The organism is Paenibacillus sp. FSL P4-0184, assembly GCF_038004625.1.
Lineage (GTDB): Bacteria > Bacillota > Bacilli > Paenibacillales > Paenibacillaceae > Paenibacillus_AQ.
The window spans coordinates 1,325,138-1,344,364 of the sequence record NZ_JBBORN010000002.1 but is presented as its reverse complement, the minus strand read 5'-3'; the positions used below and the strand labels follow the sequence as shown (position 1 = coordinate 1,344,364).

Below are 19,227 nucleotides of genomic sequence, written 5' to 3'. Positions count from 1 at the left end.
GTATATCTTCAACCCTGATTCATTGAAAACCTATAAGCAATAGTGTTTAATTTTCTTAGTAGTTAAATATATTGAATTCTTATTTATATGAATTTATTAATGAGGTGGAGAAATGAAATACAATAATCCGGTGATCAAAGGGTTTTATCCTGATCCCAGTGCATGTAAAGTTGAAGACACTTATTATTTGGTTTGCAGTTCCTTTCAATATTTTCCCGGTGTTCCGATTTTTGAAAGTAAAGATTTAATTAATTGGACCCAAATCGGTCATTGCTTAACCCGAAAGAACCAGATTCAACTGGATATTGTGGACAGCTCCGGTGGTGTATTCGCCCCCACCCTGCGGTACAATAATGGACGATTCTACATGACGACCACTAATGACACTTTGCGCCAGAACTTCTATGTCTGGACTGACAATATTTACGGCGAATGGTCTGATCCGATTAATGTAAATCAAGGCGGTATTGATCCAGATTTGTATTTTGAAGACGGCAAAACATATTTCATGAGTAATGGGACAGACGATTACGGAGTTAATGGTATAGTCCAATGTGAAATTGAAATTGAAACCGGGCAGAAGCTGTCGCCAAGCCGTTCAATCTGGCAAGGATCCGGTGGGCGTTATTTGGAGAGTCCTCATTTATACAAAATTAATGGACAATACTATCTGCTAGCAGCTGAGGGCGGAACCGAATATGGGCATATGGTTACTTATGCAAGGGGAAATTCTCCTACTGGTCCATTCGAAGCCTACCCGCATAACCCCGTATTGACTAATCGAAATTTAGGCGGTTACGAGCTTCAGGGAGTTGGACATGGAGATTTGGTACAAGACCATGAGGGGGATTGGTGGCTGTTACATCTTGGATTCCGGCAGACTGGTCAGTATCTTACCTATCACCATTTGGGGCGCGAGGTTTTTCTAACTCCGATTACCTTTGGCGAGGAGGGATGGTTTACAGCAGGTCATGAAGGTACCACTCTTATAAGTTTCGAGACTGATCGTATTGCGGACAAAGTCATTCAGCAGGAGAAAAGAGTCTTTACGTTCGAGAACACAGATTGGAATTTGGACTGGTGTTACCTGCGTCACCCGGTTACAGAAAATTATAGGTTAGAAGCTGATAAAATAAAGCTTAAAGGAACTGCTGTAACGTTAGATATCCCGGCTACCCCGACATTTATTGGTATTCGTCAAAAAGACTTTAACGCGATTATTTCATGCGAAGTCAGCCTTACGAATGGTGAAGCCGGAATTACACTTTACATGGACGAAAATCACCATTATGACTTGGCCTTGCGTAAACATCCAGAGGGTTATGAGATTATCGAACGGCTGAATATCGGAGATATCAAATCCATTGAAAAAACAAAAAATATAAGTCAGTGCAACCATGCTTCATTAATTATCAAAAGCAGTCCAACACATTATCACTTTTATATCCAGGTAGATGGTACTGAGATCTTACTCGGAGCTGCGCAAACCAAATATCTATCCTCTGAAATAGCCGGAGGGTTCACAGGTGTGCTTATTGGTTTGTACGCCACTGGAGAAGACCAAGATTATAATGCGAAATTCACAAATTTTAGCTGCCTTTATTCTTAAACCTCCAAAATAGAATGAACTGTACAAGGCTAAGGGTGTTCTTATAAATAAAAGATGGGTTAACCCCTTAATTATGGTTAACCCATCTTTTATCAAAACCAACAAGATCCTAAGAAAAATTAGATATCCAGCTTCTTAGTACTTAACGCTTTTACCATTACAGGATCTCAATGTGAAAAGAACAGGCTTTCTTCCCGGACAGGCTTTGGAATCACAACAACTCCTCTTTGCGTTAATCAACATAAAACCACTTCAATAGAATGACGTCTACCTGTTCCGGTACACCTCCAAGAACTAATACCTCTGATTTAAAGCCTGCTATTCGTCGCAGAGGAAAATTGACTATAGCTATCATTTGTTTTTTATGACTTACTTTTTGTCCTGGCAGTATATATGCTGATTATAATAAAAAGTGGCAGTCACGAAGGCTTCTTAGCCCCGATTGACGGCCACTTTCTGTTTAATATCCCATATCCTTCAATATTTTGGATAACGTGCTCAGACGCTCACCGATCATTTCATCGTCATCACTTAGAGCTTGATTGAACAGCTTAATATCTTCATTAATTCGCTCATTATCCGTACATACTGACACAGTCATGGCATCCCCTTGCAGTCCAACTCTGTCGATGACGGGCTGCTCCGGGTCATATAAATTCTCATATCTATATGCTTCACGGAAATGTTCCAACGACCGGCAAATTAAAATGGACAAATCAAGCACGCGATGAAGAGGCAGTTCTTCCGATTGTCTGGACCATTTTTCCCCGGTATATCTCCATACCTTAGCCGAAATATCGACCTTTCCTCTATCATTCCACTGCGCCAATCCTAAGGAAAGACCTTTAGCATCTGTGTTTCCAGCCATTCGGCCGTCAACCTTCTCATAATTCTCCGATACGACAACAGGCTTATGTTTTAAAGTTGTAGGTATTTTCATGTTTTTTTTCTTCCTTCCAGTTACTATTTTACTAATTTACTAAACGACGGTTTCATCTTATCTTGGATTTCATCGTTAGTCAATTCGTGGTTTGTTATAACCTGTATCTCCGTAGGGCTGTAACTTCTCTAACCATGGCTTTAAGATTTTCTTCCGTTCCCAGCGCATATCAGTTACCTTATCTATCTCCTTCTGTTCTAGTACCTCATAGGTGAACGCATCCGCACCGAATTCTTTCCAATCCTTCTGGAGCTGGGCATTTGCAAATCTCCCTGAATCCAACTGCATTTGCAGGGTAAGCCATTTGTTTTTCAAATTAGGATAGCTGTCGATAAATATTTTGCCGTTGATTTGGTTTTTGATTTGAGCAACACCCATATAAATCTTAATTTGTTTGTACTCCTCGATCAGCTCTTTGCGTTTATTCATATCCATATCTTTCTCTCCTTATCGTAGATAATAAATTCATGGAAATTGTAGTTGGATTTTCATTTTCCCAGCGATTCCAGCTCCACTTTACTTCTTTTCTTAACCACAATAGGAAGCAGAAAAAGCGCACCAATAATCACAAATACACCACTCGCCATAAATACGCCCATCAAGGAGAACGTATCCTTTAGGTAGCCGGAAATGAACATGCCAACCACCATCATTCCCATAAAAATAGGCATGATTGCTCCTGAAACTCGGCCAATAAAGGCCCCTTCGGTATTTCGCACAAGAAGTGTCTGAATCCCTCCTTGAATGCAAGGGTAAAACAAACCACTGATCACCAAGAAAATAATCGTCAGCCAAATTTGCTTAGAAGCACCCATTCCAACCGTACAGACGGCATTGACGAGTAAGCCTATCAAAAGCAATAGCTGTGGCCTTACTTTTTTGGCTATCCCGATTATTGCAGCTCCGCCTACTAACATGGCTGCCCCACTAGCCATCACAAGCCACTGAAGAAATTGTTTGTCCTTACCTAAGTTCTCGATGACAAGAAAAATCTGAAGCGGCTGAGTTAGTCCTGATGCCAAACCCACCGCCGAGAAAGTTAAACTAAGTGTTCTTAAGGGTTTACTCGACCCGATGTAACGCAAGCCAGCCGTTAACTCTTTGATGAAGCCGCTGGCTTTATCTGACTTCGGTTCTTCTTCATCCCGAGGAAGGGAAGACAATATAAGCGAAGAGCCCAGAAACATAACGGCTGTCAGGATCAGAGATACGTGAATTCCAAACTTAATAAAAATAAACGTACCGATAACGGGTCCCAAAACCGTAAAGACAGCGACAAGGGTTTGGGACATCGCCATAACGCCTTGCAGCTGTTCAGCTGGCACATGTCTCTTGTACAGTTTCATCGCCGAAGGCTGAGAAAATTGAGATAAGCTGGCAGATACAAAAGATCCGATAAGAAGCGCAATCCATTCGCCATTCATGACCGCAATCAGCACCACCCCGACGGACAAGCCAGATAACAAATCGCTCCATACCATGGTTCTCTTCGGCCGCCATCGGTCGGCAAAGGTCCCACCAATAAGACCAAAAAGAAAGATCGGTGCAAATTCGGCAACCGATATCAGAGATACATCTACCGGATTATTATTCGTCAATTCAGATACATAAAGAAGGACGGCATAATTCCGGATCCATATTCCGAGCTGCAATAACACACGGGAGAGGATAATTGTTCGAACATAACGATTAGAAAACATTTTAATTCCCCATATCCTTTACTATTTTTTACACCTTCTCAAAACTCTCCAACATGACAACAGGATTATGTTTAAACGTTGTTGGTATTTTCATTGCACCACTCCTATTTACTAATTTACTTATTTACTAATTTACTAAATCACTGCTTCATTTTATACAGGATAGTGTCGTTCGTCAAGCCGTTTTCAGTCTCGATATTTCACAATCCTTTTTTTAAAGGTGTTAATTGATCCTGTAAACAAATAAAAAAGTGGAGCAACTGCCGTAGCATTTGCTCCACTTTTTTACGTTTATCTAATTTCAAAAAATTCTTTAGCGTATTCGACAACGCCATGGACATCTGAGAGACCGTCATCTATAAGCTCAACGGCCATAAAATTATCGTCTGAAACTTCGAAAGGTGCTTCTATACCAAATTGACTAGCTTTTTTATAACCAAACTTCGGATAATACTTATCATGACCCAAAACGACAGAGCCATTATATCCAAGCTGTGTTGCGATTTTGTGGCCTTCAGTAATCAGTAGCTTCCCTATGCCCTTGCTTTGCATTTCTGGTAGTACTGCAACAGGTGCAAGCGCAACCAGAGTTTGATCACCCACTAGAATTTCTGTAAAAAGGATATGACCGACGATCTTATTCTCATATTCAGCTACAAGAGATAACTTCGGAATAAACTTTGTCGAGCTCCTTAGTCTATTTACCAAATTGTGCTCATCATGATCTGAATGTTCCGCATTTTCAAATGATTTTTGGACTACATGGTAGACTTCGTTAATATCTTGAGCTTTTTCTTGTCTAATGATAATGTTCATTGATTTAATCTCCTGATCATGGATTTGAGCTCATTGCTTTCTATTCTGGGTCTTGGATAACCGTTAATCGTTACCTGAATCATAGCTCGTCCCAATTGTTCCGATGAAATGACACTGTTTAACTTCTTTAGCAAGGGATAAAGTGGCTTCATCACATCATAAAAAATCTGATACACTTTTGTTTTGGATTGTATGCCATATAGGGGTAGAATTACACCTGGTCTGAACATATATGCGTCCTTAAAAGGTAGCTTCAACAGATCGTTTTCTGTCTTCCCTTTCACTCTCGCCCACATAGAGCGTTCTTTTTCCGAACTATCCGTCCCACTTCCAGAAACATATATAAAGGTCATTTGAGGGTTCAATCTTGCTAATGTTGTTCCGGCGGATAGCGCGATATCATAATTCATCTTCCTTCATACCAGCAGAGGAAACCCCAAGGCAGAAAAAGCATGCATCATAACCTGTGATTTCATGTTCTATACTTGATAATTCAGCTACATTGGATAGTTGAATTTGTCTTAGTTTTGTATGTTGATGCTCTGTCTTTTTACGCCCAATCGTAAGTATTTCTTGAACTCTACCATCCATCAAACATTCACGCAACGCGCTTTGACCAACCATACCTGTAGCTCCAAAAATAATGACCTTCATATCATTGACTCTCCAATCTAAGAGATGATTCTATTTCCAATATTAACAGGCATTTCCGAAGCCAACAATCTTTTGGCGTAATCATGGATTGTAACAATGCTTGCTTCTTCATCCTTTACAATCATGCGCATCGACAACAGAAGGATTCCCAATATCCGCTCCACCTAATATAAAGTCCTAGAAAGCTATACTATAAATCTATTGAAGTTTGACCTTATTTAGGATCAGTGTGACGAGCATATTCTATCGAGATTGATAATAGAATGAAAGAAATAAAACCCACTCCAAGCACTTCAATTGAACTATGATGCCTAACCCCAGCTAGTGGCCTGGGAGGAATATGTGAAACGATTAACGGAGGTGTATTTTATATGCAATGTATTTTGTGTGGCCCTGCCCCAGCTATCACCGTATTCCATGAGTATCATTCGTTTACGTTAATGCGGTGTAGCAACTGTGGTCTTATCTTTAGAGCGAATATTGCGGAGGTTGATACAACCGGCTTAATCGCAGATATTTATAATACAGAATGGATTGCAACGCGTGAAAAATATGCTCAAGCTACCTATTCCGACCATGCTCTGTTTAATTTAATGCTGCTGGAAATGTTCAGTCCAGAAAAAGGAGCATTGCTAGAGATTGGCTCTGGAACAGGTGAATTTTTACATGCTGCTGGAAATAGCGGCTGGAGAGCGGTTGGCATTGAACCCTCACAAATGTCACGAGCCTATGCCAAATATAAATACGGTGTGGATCTGGTTAAAGATGAATGGAAAAGCACCCAAGACGATGACTCGGCTGAAAATCCTGATCTTACTCGTTATGATGCGGTAGTGTTCTGGCATGTGCTTGAGCATATTTCCGATCCATTTGCATTTTTGAAGGATATTCGTAATCTTTTGACAACGCAAGGGAAAATATATTTCAGTATTCCTAACAGCCATTCATTAACCAACGAAGTCTACGGACCTGAATCACCGTTATTTATTGAACCCGATCACCTGTATCATTACACGGACGCTAATGTGCGTGAATTACTCAATCAGGCTGGATTTGAGATCATTTCGATATTCACGCGGCAGCTGGTCTCTGTTTCGGATGTATTGATCGATGCACATCCTCACTATGGGCCGAATACTCCATTTGTAGAGCGAATGGCATTATTGGCCAAATGGCAAGGCGAACGTCGCGGACATGAGATATGTTGTGTGGCCAGCCTGAAGGAATAATTTCTTATACATGCAAGAAAAAGAGCTGGAGCCAAATACAGTAGGCTCCAGCTCTTTTGTGATGATTACAATCCCATAATTCTATAAATCAAAGCAGCAGCCTCCGCACGGGTGGTTAGATTCAGTGGTCTGAAGGTTCCGTCGGAATAACCATTGATTATCCCTGACTGCTGCAGGTACTCAACTGCTTCCCTGGCATAAGCTCCGATTTGCTTCTGATCAGCAAATACTACGGTTTTGCTGGAGTAATCCGGCTGAAGAGCAGCTAAACTCCGAGCGCGAAACAAAATAACAGCCATTTCTTGGCGAGTAATCGGTTCTTTTGCGCCAAATAAGCCTTCGCTGCGACCGTTAACCAGCTTCAGTGCCTGAGCTGTTGAGACAGCTTGGTAATACCAAGCGTCTGGACTCACATCTTCGAAAGTATTGCTGTTCTCAGCCTGAAGGTCCAGTGCCGATACCAGCAGTTGAACAAACTCCGCTCTTGTGATTTGGCGGGCAGGCTCATATTTGCCATCGCCTGTGCCGTGCACCAAATCACGAGATGCCAACGCTTCAAGGATAGCAGCGAAGTCCGAATTGACATCAGAGAAGTGTATATCTCCATTCGCTGCAGCGTATAATCCGAAGTTCCGGGTTGTGAAGGTGATGCTCTCTGTACCTGAAACGTATTTGGAGTTCTTGACCACTTCCGCCAGCCCCTCGCGGGTAATAGAATAGACGATGGCTTGATTCGGCGCTTCACTTGGATTCAATTTATATCCAAACGATACCTTCATTGCCGCAGATTGACTTAATGTTTCTATTTGCTTTCCATCAACCATCAAGGAGATCCGGTACACGGCATGCGTTTTCCCTTTCTCTTTTAATGCAACAGAAAGGGTTGAAGGATCAACAAAATGAATGGACAGCTCCAACTGCTTGGAACCCTCCGGAATATTGCTACCCATCTTGTCAATTGGGAACGTTACGGTGGTTGCACCTGCTTTTATTGTAAGAGAGGTAACATTATCTTTCAGTTCGGTAACGGGCAATTGAAAGGTTACACCCTTAGCTGTGGCATCTAATTTAGTAAGCTCAAGTACCAATGCACCATCTTGCACACCCTTCATCGCTTTTTGAATTTCTCCAGTAGGAAGCTGTGCAAGGCGTATTCCTTCAGTATCAGGTGAAGCCTGAATCTGAATACGGCCGGCTGAGATTATATTCACTGGATTAACTATTTTCCCTCCACTGTTACTATTGTTCCCGCCATTATTGTTGCCAGACGAACTGCTGGGGGTATCCGTTCTCCCGTGGTCTTCACTCCGTACCACTTTCAAAGTGTAGGTCTTTGTTGTTGTTTCGTTTGCAGCCGTAACTTTGATATCGACGCTATTTTCTCCTACCTTAAGTTCACTTCCGCCAGTTACTGTTAATTTGGCTTTCGGATCTAGAGGTATCCCTGTTACAGTCACGGCTGTTTTTGAAAAGGGTACATTTATTGTATAGGTGAGTGTGTTCCGGTCAAACCCGGGAATTTCTGAACCCTCTATACTCAAAAGGCTTAAATCAGCATTATCACTCGGTTGTGTCTCCTCCTCATCTTCGACATTCATAAGCTGGAAGGTGCGGAAAAGTGCCGGATCCTTCGCAGCGCCAATGCCTGATCCCCACTCAATATACCCTTTTCGGCCCTCACCATCATTATCGTTGACCAACATCGAGAAGCTCAAGACATTGCCTCCCGCTCCTCGAATTGGACTTACTTCGCTCCACGGCAGTGCCAGTGCATATGAGGTAATCTTAGTCGCTTCATTTCGGGTTACACTTAGTGTTCCCTTGGTCAACACTCCGGTAGCGGCTCCCTTCATAGACAGCCAACGGTAAATTTGTGGTCCCTCTGGCGTCTGCGATATTCCATATTCGTACCAGGATTGGCTATCGCCCGGTACACCGGGAGCAAGGCTGAATTGAATACTGTCATTTTGCCAAATATTAATCCCGGAAGCGTTATGGCTGAATACATCATCACGGATGTCGGCGGTTAAATAAATGTGATCTGCATCCCAGCGGAGTTGTGCTGTGCCGCTAAGATCTTCCACACCGTTATACCCGCTCAACAAAGGGGTTCCGTCTGCAAGATCAATCAGCGTGGGCGTTCCTGTGTCTAACTGATGCTGCATCCGGTTAATATCTATGTTTTGCTTGAGGTGAACTGTCTCATAACCTTCAAGGTCAACTGTCAACTCTAGTGGATATTTAACGCTTTCAGAGAATCCCGGCAAAGGAATTGGATAAGTAAATCCGCTATTCGGAGCGATTTCGGCTAGTTGCGACTCGCTACCGCTGAGTTGGCCACTTCCTTCCCCTATTTTCCAGGAAATTTTGTTAATTCTCAGAGGGTCTACTCCAGAACTGTTTGTAAACTGAAGTTGAAGGGATATGCCTCCGTTTCTACCATCTGTAATATGAGGAGCAATTTTTAAGCCTTGAAAATATAATCGCAGATCATCTACAGGTGCTTCAGGCAGTGTGGCAGGATCAAGTCCGGGTCCATTATAGGCTCCGATATTCGGTGGATTTTCTGCAGAAACAGCATTTCCCCAATAGTCCCGACCGCCATTATCTGCAATAATAGCACCAGCACCAAGTGCAGGAGAACCTTCTCTCAGTTTGTAACCGTTCACTGTATTCCAGCCAATTCCACCGCTGCCCTGAGCAACCAAGAGCGGATTCGCTGTGACGGGATTCGTATTTTCCGGCTCGCTTACTGGATGATTTCCATACAACAGGTTGTGGTCGAAGCTGCCATTTACCCCGGGCAGATTATAACCTCCCTGTCCAAGGTTGTAGACCAGATTGTTCCTGAACGTATAGGGAGCGTTGATATTTCCCGCGTCGTCCCATTCATGGTCGATTATTTTGGTGTTTTGCCCAGTGCCGATATAGATCGTATTGTTATAGATTTGCGTATCCGGCGTAACCCCGCCTGCAAAATTAAACGTATGCGTCAGATCATTCTGGCTGATGTTGTATCTGACTACATTGTTAGAGGAGCCGGTAAACACTCCTGGAGTTAAACGGGCATCGACAAAAAGCATGAATCCGCCCTTATTGCCATGGCTGTAATTATATTGAACTACACTGTCCATAGTATCGATATCCAGATTGAAGCCCTGTCCATCTCCCTCTGGTTTATTTGTGTTAAAGGACTCATTAAACTGCACGATATTATTCTTGCCCCGGGTCGGCCAGATTGCGGCTGAGCCGTTAAACTCGCCTTCTTCGGAGTAGTTCCCACCTTCTTCTGCTATGTTATGCTCAATTAACGCTCCGTCCGCACCGAAGGTGAGGATGCCGTCGCTGTCTGCTTGTTTGACATAATTTCCGCGGATCGTAACATTGACCGTAGCATAGTCGGCTCCGTTGAAACGCTGATCCCATACCACAATTCCTGTCCGTCCAATTCGTTCGACCGTGTTACCTTCGATCCATACCCCATCAAATTTGTCCGTGCCCGTCGTTCCGCCCACATATAAGGAGATTCCACCGAACGCATGTGGACCACCTTCTGCACCGGAAACTGTCGGATAACGGAAGCTGCTTGATACATCATGAACATAGTTATCCTGGATGCGGATATTTCTTAAAGTTCCTCCGTTTGCGTTCTCCACCATTATGCCTTCCCGGTAAACCGTTCCTCTCTCGGAAGCATAATTAGTAACCTCAAGATCCCGAATTACCCAGTTTGAGGCATTACGCAGGTATACAGCTGCTCCGGCCATGCCTCCACCATTGATAGTCGGTTTACTTCCGCTGCCATAGGAAGTGATTGTTATCGGTTTATCGTCTGTTCCGCTACCCTTAGGATATAATTGTTCGTTCCAGATTCCACCCTTCTTTAACAAAATTCGGTCTCCAGCATCAAAGGTAGTCTGGTTAACTACAGAGAAGGTCCTCCAGGCTGTCTCAGGTGTTTTTCCATCATTGCTGTCGCTGCCTGCAAATGAATCGACGTAATAATCTCCGTCTCCACCGCTGTTCCCTCCATCTCCAGGCAAGCGGTTGGACAAGGAGACCGATCCTAGCTGCATCAGCCAAGGGGCGGAATCGCCGCTGAGCTCTATTTTTAAATAATGAATGCCGGAAGGAATCCCTTGTGCTGGGGTATAATTCGTCCCGGTCCAAGCTGCATCTCCTGTAGATTGTGGAGCTTCATGTATTGCTGAAATCTCTGTCCAGGTGGATGCATCCGCCGATCCATAGAACTTGATGCTTCCGCTAGACCCGGCAAAGGAATGCAGACGGACGATGAAATGCTGCAAATTATGCAAATGGTACACAAGTGATTCTGCCGAATCTGCTGTTCTCACCGCACGAGAATGATCTCCACCAAAAAAAGCGGGATTGCTTGTATCTAAAGACCAATTTGTACTAAATGCATAGAGCTGTGAAACGTCATCAAGCTCATCGTTAATCGTTTGGGGTGCACGTGATACATTGGAAATTGTAAGGTGTCCGAGCTGCATCAGCCAGGTGTCGAGGTCGCCGCTGATCTCGATTTTGAGATAATTGATATCATTCGGAAGTGCACCTGCGGGCGTGTATATTGTTCCATACCAACCAGAACCGGTTGCTGTAGGACTGTCATTAATGGACGGAAGCTCCGTCCACGCTGTCGCATCGCCCGATCCGTAGAACTTGATTACGGCGGTTGAGCCAGAGAAATAATAGGCCTGAAGCGTAAACGACTGAATTCCTGTTAATGAATAAACGGCATAACCGGTATCCGTGGATGTCCTGACCAACCGCGTAGCATCTCCGCCGAAGAATTGAGGATTGCTGCTGTCAATCAACCAATTCTCCGAACGCAGCTCCGCTGCTGGCAGAGCAGAGAAATCATCGGCATACGTCTCTTCAGCATGGGCAGAAGCACCCATTACAGGGAACACTGTCGTGAAGATCAGCATTATCATTAGCAGTGATTTTGCGAGTTTTTTTAACATTGTTGTAGGATTCCCCCTTGAATATTTATTGATTGGCTTGGTTTGCGAGTCTTTCGGCCATCGGGTAATTCCATTCTGCGATAGCTTTGCCTAACTTATCGTCCACCATGGATCTAAATTTTTGCTGCGCCAAATGAAGCGTGATAGCATCCTTCACTTGATCGAAAGGTTCAACTCCTGCATCCTCTATCGATAGACAGTAAAGTAGATGAATAGCCCCATTTTCAGCAAACAAGCCACTAATCTGTCCAGGTGCAAGCTGCTCTGCTGCAAGCAATACCTTAGGATTTTCCAGCGCTGCTGTTCGTCGGGAAGCACTTGTTATTTTGACTTCGCCCACGTTTATACCCAGCTCTTTTGCCTGCTGATGGATGCCTGTGTCTGATCTTATTTCTGCTGCTATTACTGCTGCCCGGAGCAATTCCATTTTCTCCAAGGCCTTCTGCTGATCTTTGTATTCTGTTTCCGGACCAAAAGGCAGTGACGCCCATTCAAGACGTATAGCTCCCGGCCGAGAATATTTAGCAGCTAGATTTGCTTCATATTCCAGCCTTACCTGTTCATCTGAAATCACGATACCTCCGTTGCTGCGCATTGCCTCAATCGTGGCATCCTCAAGGTTGCTCATGTAATAACTGTAATAGGCCTGCGCTTCCAGATGAAGAGGACCATACACCACTTCCTTATTCGCTACCGCCTGACTCCTCCGTTGATTCTCGTGCCCCATTCCTTTTAGAAAACCTTTAAAGCTGATATCCGATACCACTCCTGCTTCTTGAGCAAGCTGCAACTCCATCCGCTTCGTCAGTAGCTGCGTCTGGGATTCTTTTATCCACCTGTGGATTGGTTTTTCGCCGGAATAGTCGGTAGACCAGAATTTCTCTGAGTAGTCGGCATCGTAGGTCTGTTTGAAGTAATCAGCAGTCAGTGCCCGATTCATTTGAAGATGCCAATTGAACTCCGCTGCAGTGACCTCCTGTCCGTTAAGGGTCAGAAGTGATTCTTTTGCTTGTGGAGCCTGCACATTCATCGCGCCAATCAGCAGCAGGCTTCCCGCAATCAGGGCGAATAGAATAGTGATAAGTCGATTTCTTTTGGAATGAAGTCTTAAAGTCATAAGTTGATTCCTCCTCTCTGCACTCATATTAAGCGCTTTCATTCTCTTCGATATTAGACATGTTACCTTTGAAAAAACAGGCGGGAATGCTGCGAAATGGTTTGCCATTTCACGATTTGACCAAAAAGAGCAATTTCACTCCATCCAAAAAACAAAAACAGCCCGAAATATTCCGGACTGCTTAGCATTGCTCTTATGTTGGGGCTAACCCGAAAACATACTGAAGCTCAGGACGCCGCCTTTGATAATCTCTTCATGAGGCAAAGAATGGTGCTCCCAAAGCGTATGGTTCCAGTGGACCGATTTACTGTACACATTGGCAGGGCTGTTGTTTTGCGCTTCAATGACCCATTGCCGCCCATTTTCAAGCTGAATCGTTACTTTATCAAATAGAGGGCTGCCTAGCACATATTCGGGAATTCCGGGACTTAACGGATACAGTCCGATGGCGCTCCAAATATACCAGGCACCCATGCTGCCATTATCCTCGTCGCCGGGTAACCCATCCATTCCACTGTTGAACAGTTTAGCCATGGTTTTGCGAACCCAGTACTGTGTTTTGGACAACGCCCCGAGTCTGGCGAAAATATAAGGAATATGGAAGCTGGGCTGATTGCTTATGGCAAACTGCCCTAGATCGGCCCCAGCCATTTCCGACATTTCATGAATTTCCAAGCCATAAGATCCCACTTTGAATAGCGGTTCCTCGGCCATTAACTGGTCCAGACGCCGAACAAAAGCTTCCTCGCCACCCATCAGACTGGCTAATCCCGGGAAGTCATGGGGAACTGACCAGCTCCCTTGCCAAGCCCCACCTTCACAGAACGGATCACCCCACGCTAAAGGATCAAATCCTTCCTGCCAAGTACCGTCCTCGTTACGGCCTCTCATAAAACCAACCTCTGGATCAAACAGCAGCTTGTAATTCTGCGCCCGGTCCATAAAACGCTCATAATCATCCATTTTGCCGAGTGCTTTGGCTATCTGGGCTATACAGAAGTCTCCGTATATATAATCCAGCGTGTTGCTTACACTTTCATGAAAACGATCATGCGGCAGATAGCCGTGCTGCAAATACAATTCTAGCCCCCGTCTACCCAGCTTCTCGTCTGTAGCTGGACGATCTGCATGCTTCAGCAAACCTTCATATAATACCTCTACGTCGAAGCCACCGATGCCCTTAACCACGGCATCCGCAGCTGCCGCATCGATCAGTGTGCCGGGCATGGCACTGCGTTCGCCTGGTGAGAGCCATTTTGGCAGCCAACCGCTTTCACCGTAAGCTAATGTCCAAGCCTGCATGATCTCACCGAGCAAGGATGGAAACAGGATACTGTATAACGGGAAGCTAGTCCGGTATACATCCCACATTCCGATATCTGAATACATTGGACCCCGGCAAATGCTGCCGTTAAAAGGACTGTAATGAATTTGCTCGTCCTGCTCGTTATATTCATGCCATGTTCTAGGAAACAAGCAGATCCGGTACATACAGCTGTAAAAGGTACGGAGGTTCTCTTCATCCGCGCTTTCGACAACGATGCGGCTCAGCCGTTCTTCCCAGCCTGCCTCTGCTTTGCTCAAGATCTCTCCGAAGCTGTGCCCACCAACCTCCCGATCGAGATTCAATTGCGCTTGCTCCCCACTAATAAAGGAAGTGCCGCATTTCACTTCTATTACACCGGATTCCGGTATGTTTAATTCTACGTATGCGCCCAGCTTATCGCCGGTTCCTTCATACGTCCTTAGAGGTTGGTACTCCCCGTCAAAGATTCCCGAATCCTCCATGAGGATGTCTGTGTCGAATTGGAAGACGAAATACATCGCGAAATTATCGGGTACCCCGGCGGTATGGCCTCTTGTAAAGCCGATGATCCTGCGTTTCTCCGGTTGAAAGGTGAGTTGAGACTCGCCTTTAAGCGGTGCTATTATGAGCCTGTTCTGCTGTCCCTTAGCGTATGTTATTCTAATCACCGCACAGCGCTCTGTAGGGGTCAGCTCCAGTCGGGTACGATATCGTTGAAGAGACACACCGAAGTAGTGTGGAGACACTTGCATCTCTTCCGGTTTAAAGGAAGATGAGCGCGAATCAGGACTGAGCAATAACGGTCCAGTCTGCGGCAACAGTGTTAGATGTCCATAATCTCCGATCCAAGGACTGGGCTGGTGAGTTAATCGTATGCCCTCCAGGTGGCGATGGTGCGGATGGAAGAACCAGGTCCCCCCTGCTTCGTGGGTTTGTGGGCTCCAAGCCGCCATGCCAAATGGCATCGCTGTAAGCGGCAGAGTATTGCCGTGTGAGTAGCGGAAATCCGACTTAGTCCCCTGTAAAGGATTAACATAATCTAACAAACCCAAATGGATACACTCCTTTGGCTGGCTTACACCAGCTCTATAATCTCCGACCTTAACTGCTGCCGGCTAAGATAATCGAAATACTTGAACATCTCCAGCTTCTAACCATATAGACAGTTGGGTTGTTAAAGGTTCAAACGGATTTATTGGCTGAATTTTGGCATTCCCATCGTCAAACCATGGCTCTGCTGAAGTATAATTGGCAGGCAGCGTAACTTTGGCTTCTGCCAACGTGTTCCCTTCATTATGCACATAGAGGAACGCACCTCTGTCTTCTTCAACTTCCCACTCGGAAAGATCAGCGCGGACACCTCCGCTTACTTGCACATTCGGCTGTAGCTTCAATTCCTGCTGTAAAAGATCGCGCACCAACTGGAGCGTTCCGGTATGTCCATCCTGCCAGTATGCAGCCGCAAGTAAGGTACCGAACCACACAGCACGCCCATTGCCATAAGCGGCGGCCGTCAACACAGGCATGTTGTCCTCGGCAAATTCGGCTAGGACCTTCACATGACTTTGCAGCGAAATATCTGATTTGTAATAGGAGCCGTGTGCCTTATCATCTGCAGCTGCGTCCCCTTCCTTGCTGTGCTTCATTACATTAAGGAGTGGGATCGCCGTCCGTGATTCGAATGCTACCTGATGATAGCTATGATCCAGGTTCTCGGCAGAATGAATCCAAGTCTCCCGAACCCCAAAGACTTCATCAAATCCATAACCGGGAACTGTATAGCTGTGACAGCCATTCTCTGCCTGAAGCGCTCCGAAGGAGCATTCCGAAATCAATATGCCTCCCTTTTCAACCCACTCACGCAGGAGGTTACACAGTTTACGGTTCAGATACAGTGGATAAGGCATCCACAGGCAGCGGTATTGGTCCAATGTCTTTTCCGTAACATCCGACTCATGCAGAAATTCCACTTTATAATTAAGATCATGTAGCAGTTTATGGACGCCTTGCAGGGAATCGTTATAGGTGTCCAAATGATCATGGGCAGCAAAGTTTGCGATTTGGTTCTGTGGGCTGAATAGAATAGCAATCCCGTCCCCACGCCGTTTTGCCTGTAAAAGCTCTTGCTTATTGTCTTGCACAAGCTTATTTAGTTGGGCCATATCCTTGTACCATGGGGTTGGACTTCCGTCCAAATACACACTACCCCAAGCCGGAGCCTCCTGTCCTAATACCTCCGGTCTATACTGCCAGAACAGATATCCCGTGATGCGACGGGCGAGCGGGGTCAGAATATGCCGCTTCATTTCTCGCAGCTCCGGCTGGCGCGGTTTCATCGCCGTATTGCCAGGCAGTGCATGAATCTCTGAGTTGATGATCGGTTTGCCTTTGGCGGCAGAGATCAGTAGATCAGCCGACCAAGCTGAGGACCCTAGGCTATTGCCTGTCAGGTCACAGGGCTCAGCCAGCTTAAAGTCGTCTGATCCTGCTGTAATCATATTAAAAATAGGAGCTGGCACAGTATGTGCCATAACAGGATGCAGCAGATCCAGTGACTTCACAGTATCTACCCGGCTCCGCAGCTCAACTGTCAAAGTACCAGACATGAACAGCCGCCAGTCCACCAAATCATTGAATACGCCTTGCCCACGCGGTGCCTCTACTTCTTCCCAGCTTCCGTAAGTCCGCTGCCATGATTCGTTCAGAGCTACCAGAGTAATATATTTATTTTTCAGCCATTCTTGGAATGCCAGCACTGAGTGCTCGCAATAACATACCTGGTTGTCAAATGACAGCTTGCGCTTAATCCCTGTCGTCAGCTCAGGCTCATTCCATAAATCCCACACCCAGAGTGCAGGATGATCTTTGAAAGTCTTCACTGTTTCCGCCAGAAATTTCGCCTTCTCCGTGGCTGCAGCTGCATGGTGATAACAAGGTCCAGGAGCTCCGCCAATCTGGCGGCAGTTAATTGCCCTTGGTTCCAGAACGGAACCGTCTGCTGTGATCATTTTGGAATCAGGATGTTTTTTATAAAACCAGGCTGGCGCCACATCGAAAATCACGTTCAAAATGACCTTTAAGCCATTCTGTTGAGCAATATCCATCAGCTCCTGAATATCATCGAACTGGTAGATCCCTTCTTTGGACACGCTGGCGCGCCACTGCACCCAATACTTCACACAATTGAAGCCCTGCCCGGCAATGTTGCTTAGGTCTTTCTCCCATTGATCCCGGAATGGGGTTGGGGAACGGTAATATTGAAACCCGAATGGAATAAATGAATTTTGTATCAAGGGTACTCCTCCTACAGCGTTCAATTTCGATGTCATGTATTTATAAAAGCGCTTACCGCTCTTTTACGGTTAAAGTCTATCACAGTACATTTTGCAAAAGTTAGGATGGAATCCTATGAAACGGTTTGTTAAGCTGTTGAAATGTTTAGAGCTTCCGCTATGCGGACATTTTTGTACTTAGCCACCGGTGAACATACTGCGAAATCGTTTGTGATCCTGACAACTGAGAAATTACCGCTCCTCTAAAAGAGGTTTCATGTTTATAATGACTGTAAGACATATTAGAAACTACTTCGAGGTGAGGCCAATGTTAAAAGCGCTTATAGTAGATGATGAATATCTCGTCCGTATGGGCATCACCCAAACCATAGACTGGGCAGAATACAACGTCGAGATCATAGGAGAAGCCAGCAATGGCGAGGAGGGTTTGGAGCTTGCACTACAGCACCGCCCGGATGTGATTATTACCGATATCCGTATGCCGTATATGAACGGTCTTGAACTTATCGAGAAAATACGGGAGCAGGACATGCTCGTAGGCATTGTCGTACTTAGCGGTTATGACGAATTTCAATATGCGCAGGCTGCATTACGTTATGGTGCCTCCACCTATTTGCTGAAGCCCATTAATATAGAAGAACTCGCAGATACAGTACGAAGCGTTGGCGAAGAAATCCTGGGGAAAAAGCAACTCTCCAAGCGATATTCACAGCTTAATGAGGAAATTGCCGCGATATCCAAACAATTCTGGCAGGATTTACTGCATGGCCAGCTGCATAGTGAGGAATTCATTACCAGCAAAATAAAGCTGCTGGAGCTGCAATTGGAACCAGGAAAAGCTATGCTGCCGCTGTCCATAGCCTTCCCTGCTGATAATGGTCTTCAAGGAACTGATGTAGGCAAAGCGTTAGAGGATGAAGCAGCGGTTATTCTGGAAGCGTATTCTTTTGAACAGCTCTGTCTATTCCGCGATAGTCATCTGGAGTGGGTTATGATTCTCCGAACCGATGAACCTGAGCTTGCCGGTGATTCTGCCCGCAGATTAGGTAAGCAGCTATCGGAATGGAGCCAGCAGCACTTCGGCCAGGCTCTTAGCGTTGGCATCGGCAAACCAACTGAAAAATGGAACGGAATCGTAGATTCATACAAACAGGCTGTGCTTGCTGCGCAGCGTGCCTTGTCTGGTATTGAACGCGTGTTGTACGCTGAGGAAGAGGCCGGAGCTCGATGCCGGCGTGAAATCAGAGACGCCCTCGCTTTTATCCGGGAGCATTATGCTGGGAACATTACCGTGGAGATGGTTGCTGCTGCGGTGTTCGTCAGTCCAACCCATTTAATGCATCTATTCCGCAAAGATTTGAACAAGACGTTCTATGAATGTCTGACGGAATATCGGATTGAAGAAGCCAAACGTATGCTACGCAATCCGATGTACCGGGTCTATGAGGTTGGCAATCAGGTTGGTTTCACCGACTCCAAATACTTTAGCCAGATTTTCAAAAAGATGACGGGCATCCCGCCGAGCGAATATGCAAAAACCTATGGTTAAGCTAACGATGGCCAACCGGATGGATT

The 19,227-nt window shown here is 45.3% G+C and carries 14 protein-coding genes and 1 pseudogene; 3 read left to right on the top strand and 12 right to left on the bottom strand.

Features of this window, described 5'->3' with window-relative positions:
- Positions 1-112 precede the first annotated feature (112 nt).
- Entirely contained in the window at positions 113-1,609 is a 1,497-nt protein-coding gene (locus MKY52_RS27870; RefSeq protein WP_341055008.1) for a glycoside hydrolase family 43 protein, read from the top strand.
- A gap of 232 nt (positions 1,610-1,841) precedes the next feature.
- Here the strand turns inward: MKY52_RS27870 and MKY52_RS27865 are convergent.
- The 8 genes and pseudogenes from MKY52_RS27865 to MKY52_RS27830 all read right to left on the bottom strand — a co-directional run.
- Positions 1,842-1,970, bottom strand: a pseudogene (locus tag MKY52_RS27865) (hypothetical protein); the annotation flags it as partial.
- A gap of 99 nt (positions 1,971-2,069) precedes the next feature.
- Positions 2,070-2,549 carry a DUF6530 family protein gene (locus MKY52_RS27860; protein ID WP_341055005.1) on the bottom strand — a complete coding sequence of 160 codons (480 nt, stop codon included), beginning with the start codon at positions 2,547-2,549 and terminating at the stop codon, positions 2,070-2,072.
- A gap of 75 nt (positions 2,550-2,624) precedes the next feature.
- Entirely contained in the window at positions 2,625-2,984 is a 360-nt protein-coding gene (locus MKY52_RS27855; protein ID WP_149645663.1) for a GIY-YIG nuclease family protein, read from the bottom strand.
- 53 nt (positions 2,985-3,037) lie between these two features.
- On the bottom strand, positions 3,038-4,249 hold the full coding sequence (locus MKY52_RS27850; protein WP_341055003.1) for an MFS transporter: 1,212 nt from the start codon (positions 4,247-4,249) through the stop codon (positions 3,038-3,040).
- 291 nt (positions 4,250-4,540) lie between these two features.
- On the bottom strand, positions 4,541-5,065 hold the full coding sequence (locus MKY52_RS27845) for a GNAT family N-acetyltransferase (RefSeq protein ID WP_341055002.1): 525 nt from the start codon (positions 5,063-5,065) through the stop codon (positions 4,541-4,543).
- Positions 5,062-5,475 (bottom strand): hypothetical protein, encoded by a 414-nt coding sequence (locus tag MKY52_RS27840; RefSeq protein ID WP_341054999.1) that lies wholly within the window; start codon positions 5,473-5,475, stop codon positions 5,062-5,064. Before MKY52_RS27840 ends, MKY52_RS27845 begins: the two co-directional genes overlap by 4 nt.
- Positions 5,465-5,719, bottom strand: a complete 255-nt coding sequence (locus MKY52_RS27835; RefSeq protein WP_341054998.1) for a hypothetical protein — start codon at positions 5,717-5,719, stop codon at positions 5,465-5,467. The genes MKY52_RS27840 and MKY52_RS27835 overlap by 11 nt, the downstream gene beginning before the upstream one ends.
- A gap of 17 nt (positions 5,720-5,736) precedes the next feature.
- Positions 5,737-5,871 carry a hypothetical protein gene (locus MKY52_RS27830; RefSeq protein WP_341054996.1) on the bottom strand — a complete coding sequence of 45 codons (135 nt, stop codon included), beginning with the start codon at positions 5,869-5,871 and terminating at the stop codon, positions 5,737-5,739.
- A gap of 219 nt (positions 5,872-6,090) precedes the next feature.
- Here MKY52_RS27830 and MKY52_RS27825 point away from each other — a divergent pair, with 219 nt between their 5' ends.
- A complete protein-coding gene (locus MKY52_RS27825) occupies positions 6,091-6,948 on the top strand; it encodes a class I SAM-dependent methyltransferase (protein WP_341054994.1) in 858 nt (285 codons plus the stop codon).
- Positions 6,949-7,013: 65 nt separating this feature from the next.
- Here MKY52_RS27825 and MKY52_RS27820 read toward each other — a convergent pair whose 3' ends face one another.
- From MKY52_RS27820 to MKY52_RS27805, 4 genes are all read right to left on the bottom strand, one after another.
- Complete coding sequence (locus tag MKY52_RS27820) at positions 7,014-11,936, bottom strand: S-layer homology domain-containing protein (protein ID WP_341054992.1); 4,923 nt, start codon at positions 11,934-11,936, stop codon at positions 7,014-7,016.
- A 25-nt stretch (positions 11,937-11,961) separates the two neighbouring features.
- Entirely contained in the window at positions 11,962-13,053 is a 1,092-nt protein-coding gene (locus MKY52_RS27815; RefSeq protein WP_341054990.1) for a peptidylprolyl isomerase, read from the bottom strand.
- A gap of 204 nt (positions 13,054-13,257) precedes the next feature.
- The gene (locus tag MKY52_RS27810; RefSeq protein ID WP_341055658.1) at positions 13,258-15,417 is read right to left on the bottom strand and encodes a GH92 family glycosyl hydrolase; all 2,160 of its coding nucleotides are present in this window, start codon (positions 15,415-15,417) and stop codon (positions 13,258-13,260) included.
- Between the two features lie 57 nt (positions 15,418-15,474).
- Positions 15,475-17,652 (bottom strand): beta-galactosidase, encoded by a 2,178-nt coding sequence (locus MKY52_RS27805; protein ID WP_341054989.1) that lies wholly within the window; start codon positions 17,650-17,652, stop codon positions 15,475-15,477.
- A gap of 307 nt (positions 17,653-17,959) precedes the next feature.
- Here MKY52_RS27805 and MKY52_RS27800 point away from each other — a divergent pair, with 307 nt between their 5' ends.
- A complete protein-coding gene (locus MKY52_RS27800) occupies positions 17,960-19,201 on the top strand; it encodes a response regulator (RefSeq protein WP_341054987.1) in 1,242 nt (413 codons plus the stop codon).
- Positions 19,202-19,227 lie beyond the last annotated feature (26 nt).

Bases quoted from the DNA above. Each gene is read 5' to 3' on its own strand.
- MKY52_RS27870 (WP_341055008.1), top strand. From the start codon at position 113: ATGAAATACAATAATCCGGTGATCAAAGGGTTTTATCCTGATCCCAGT.
- MKY52_RS27860 (WP_341055005.1), bottom strand. From the start codon at position 2,549: ATGAAAATACCTACAACTTTAAAACATAAGCCTGTTGTCGTATCGGAG.
- MKY52_RS27855 (WP_149645663.1), bottom strand. From the start codon at position 2,984: ATGGATATGAATAAACGCAAAGAGCTGATCGAGGAGTACAAACAAATT.
- MKY52_RS27850 (WP_341055003.1), bottom strand. From the start codon at position 4,249: ATGTTTTCTAATCGTTATGTTCGAACAATTATCCTCTCCCGTGTGTTA.
- MKY52_RS27845 (WP_341055002.1), bottom strand. From the start codon at position 5,065: ATGAACATTATCATTAGACAAGAAAAAGCTCAAGATATTAACGAAGTC.
- MKY52_RS27840 (WP_341054999.1), bottom strand. From the start codon at position 5,475: ATGAATTATGATATCGCGCTATCCGCCGGAACAACATTAGCAAGATTG.
- MKY52_RS27835 (WP_341054998.1), bottom strand. From the start codon at position 5,719: ATGAAGGTCATTATTTTTGGAGCTACAGGTATGGTTGGTCAAAGCGCG.
- MKY52_RS27825 (WP_341054994.1), top strand. From the start codon at position 6,091: ATGCAATGTATTTTGTGTGGCCCTGCCCCAGCTATCACCGTATTCCAT.
- MKY52_RS27820 (WP_341054992.1), bottom strand. From the start codon at position 11,936: ATGTTAAAAAAACTCGCAAAATCACTGCTAATGATAATGCTGATCTTC.
- MKY52_RS27815 (WP_341054990.1), bottom strand. From the start codon at position 13,053: ATGACTTTAAGACTTCATTCCAAAAGAAATCGACTTATCACTATTCTA.
- MKY52_RS27800 (WP_341054987.1), top strand. From the start codon at position 17,960: ATGTTAAAAGCGCTTATAGTAGATGATGAATATCTCGTCCGTATGGGC.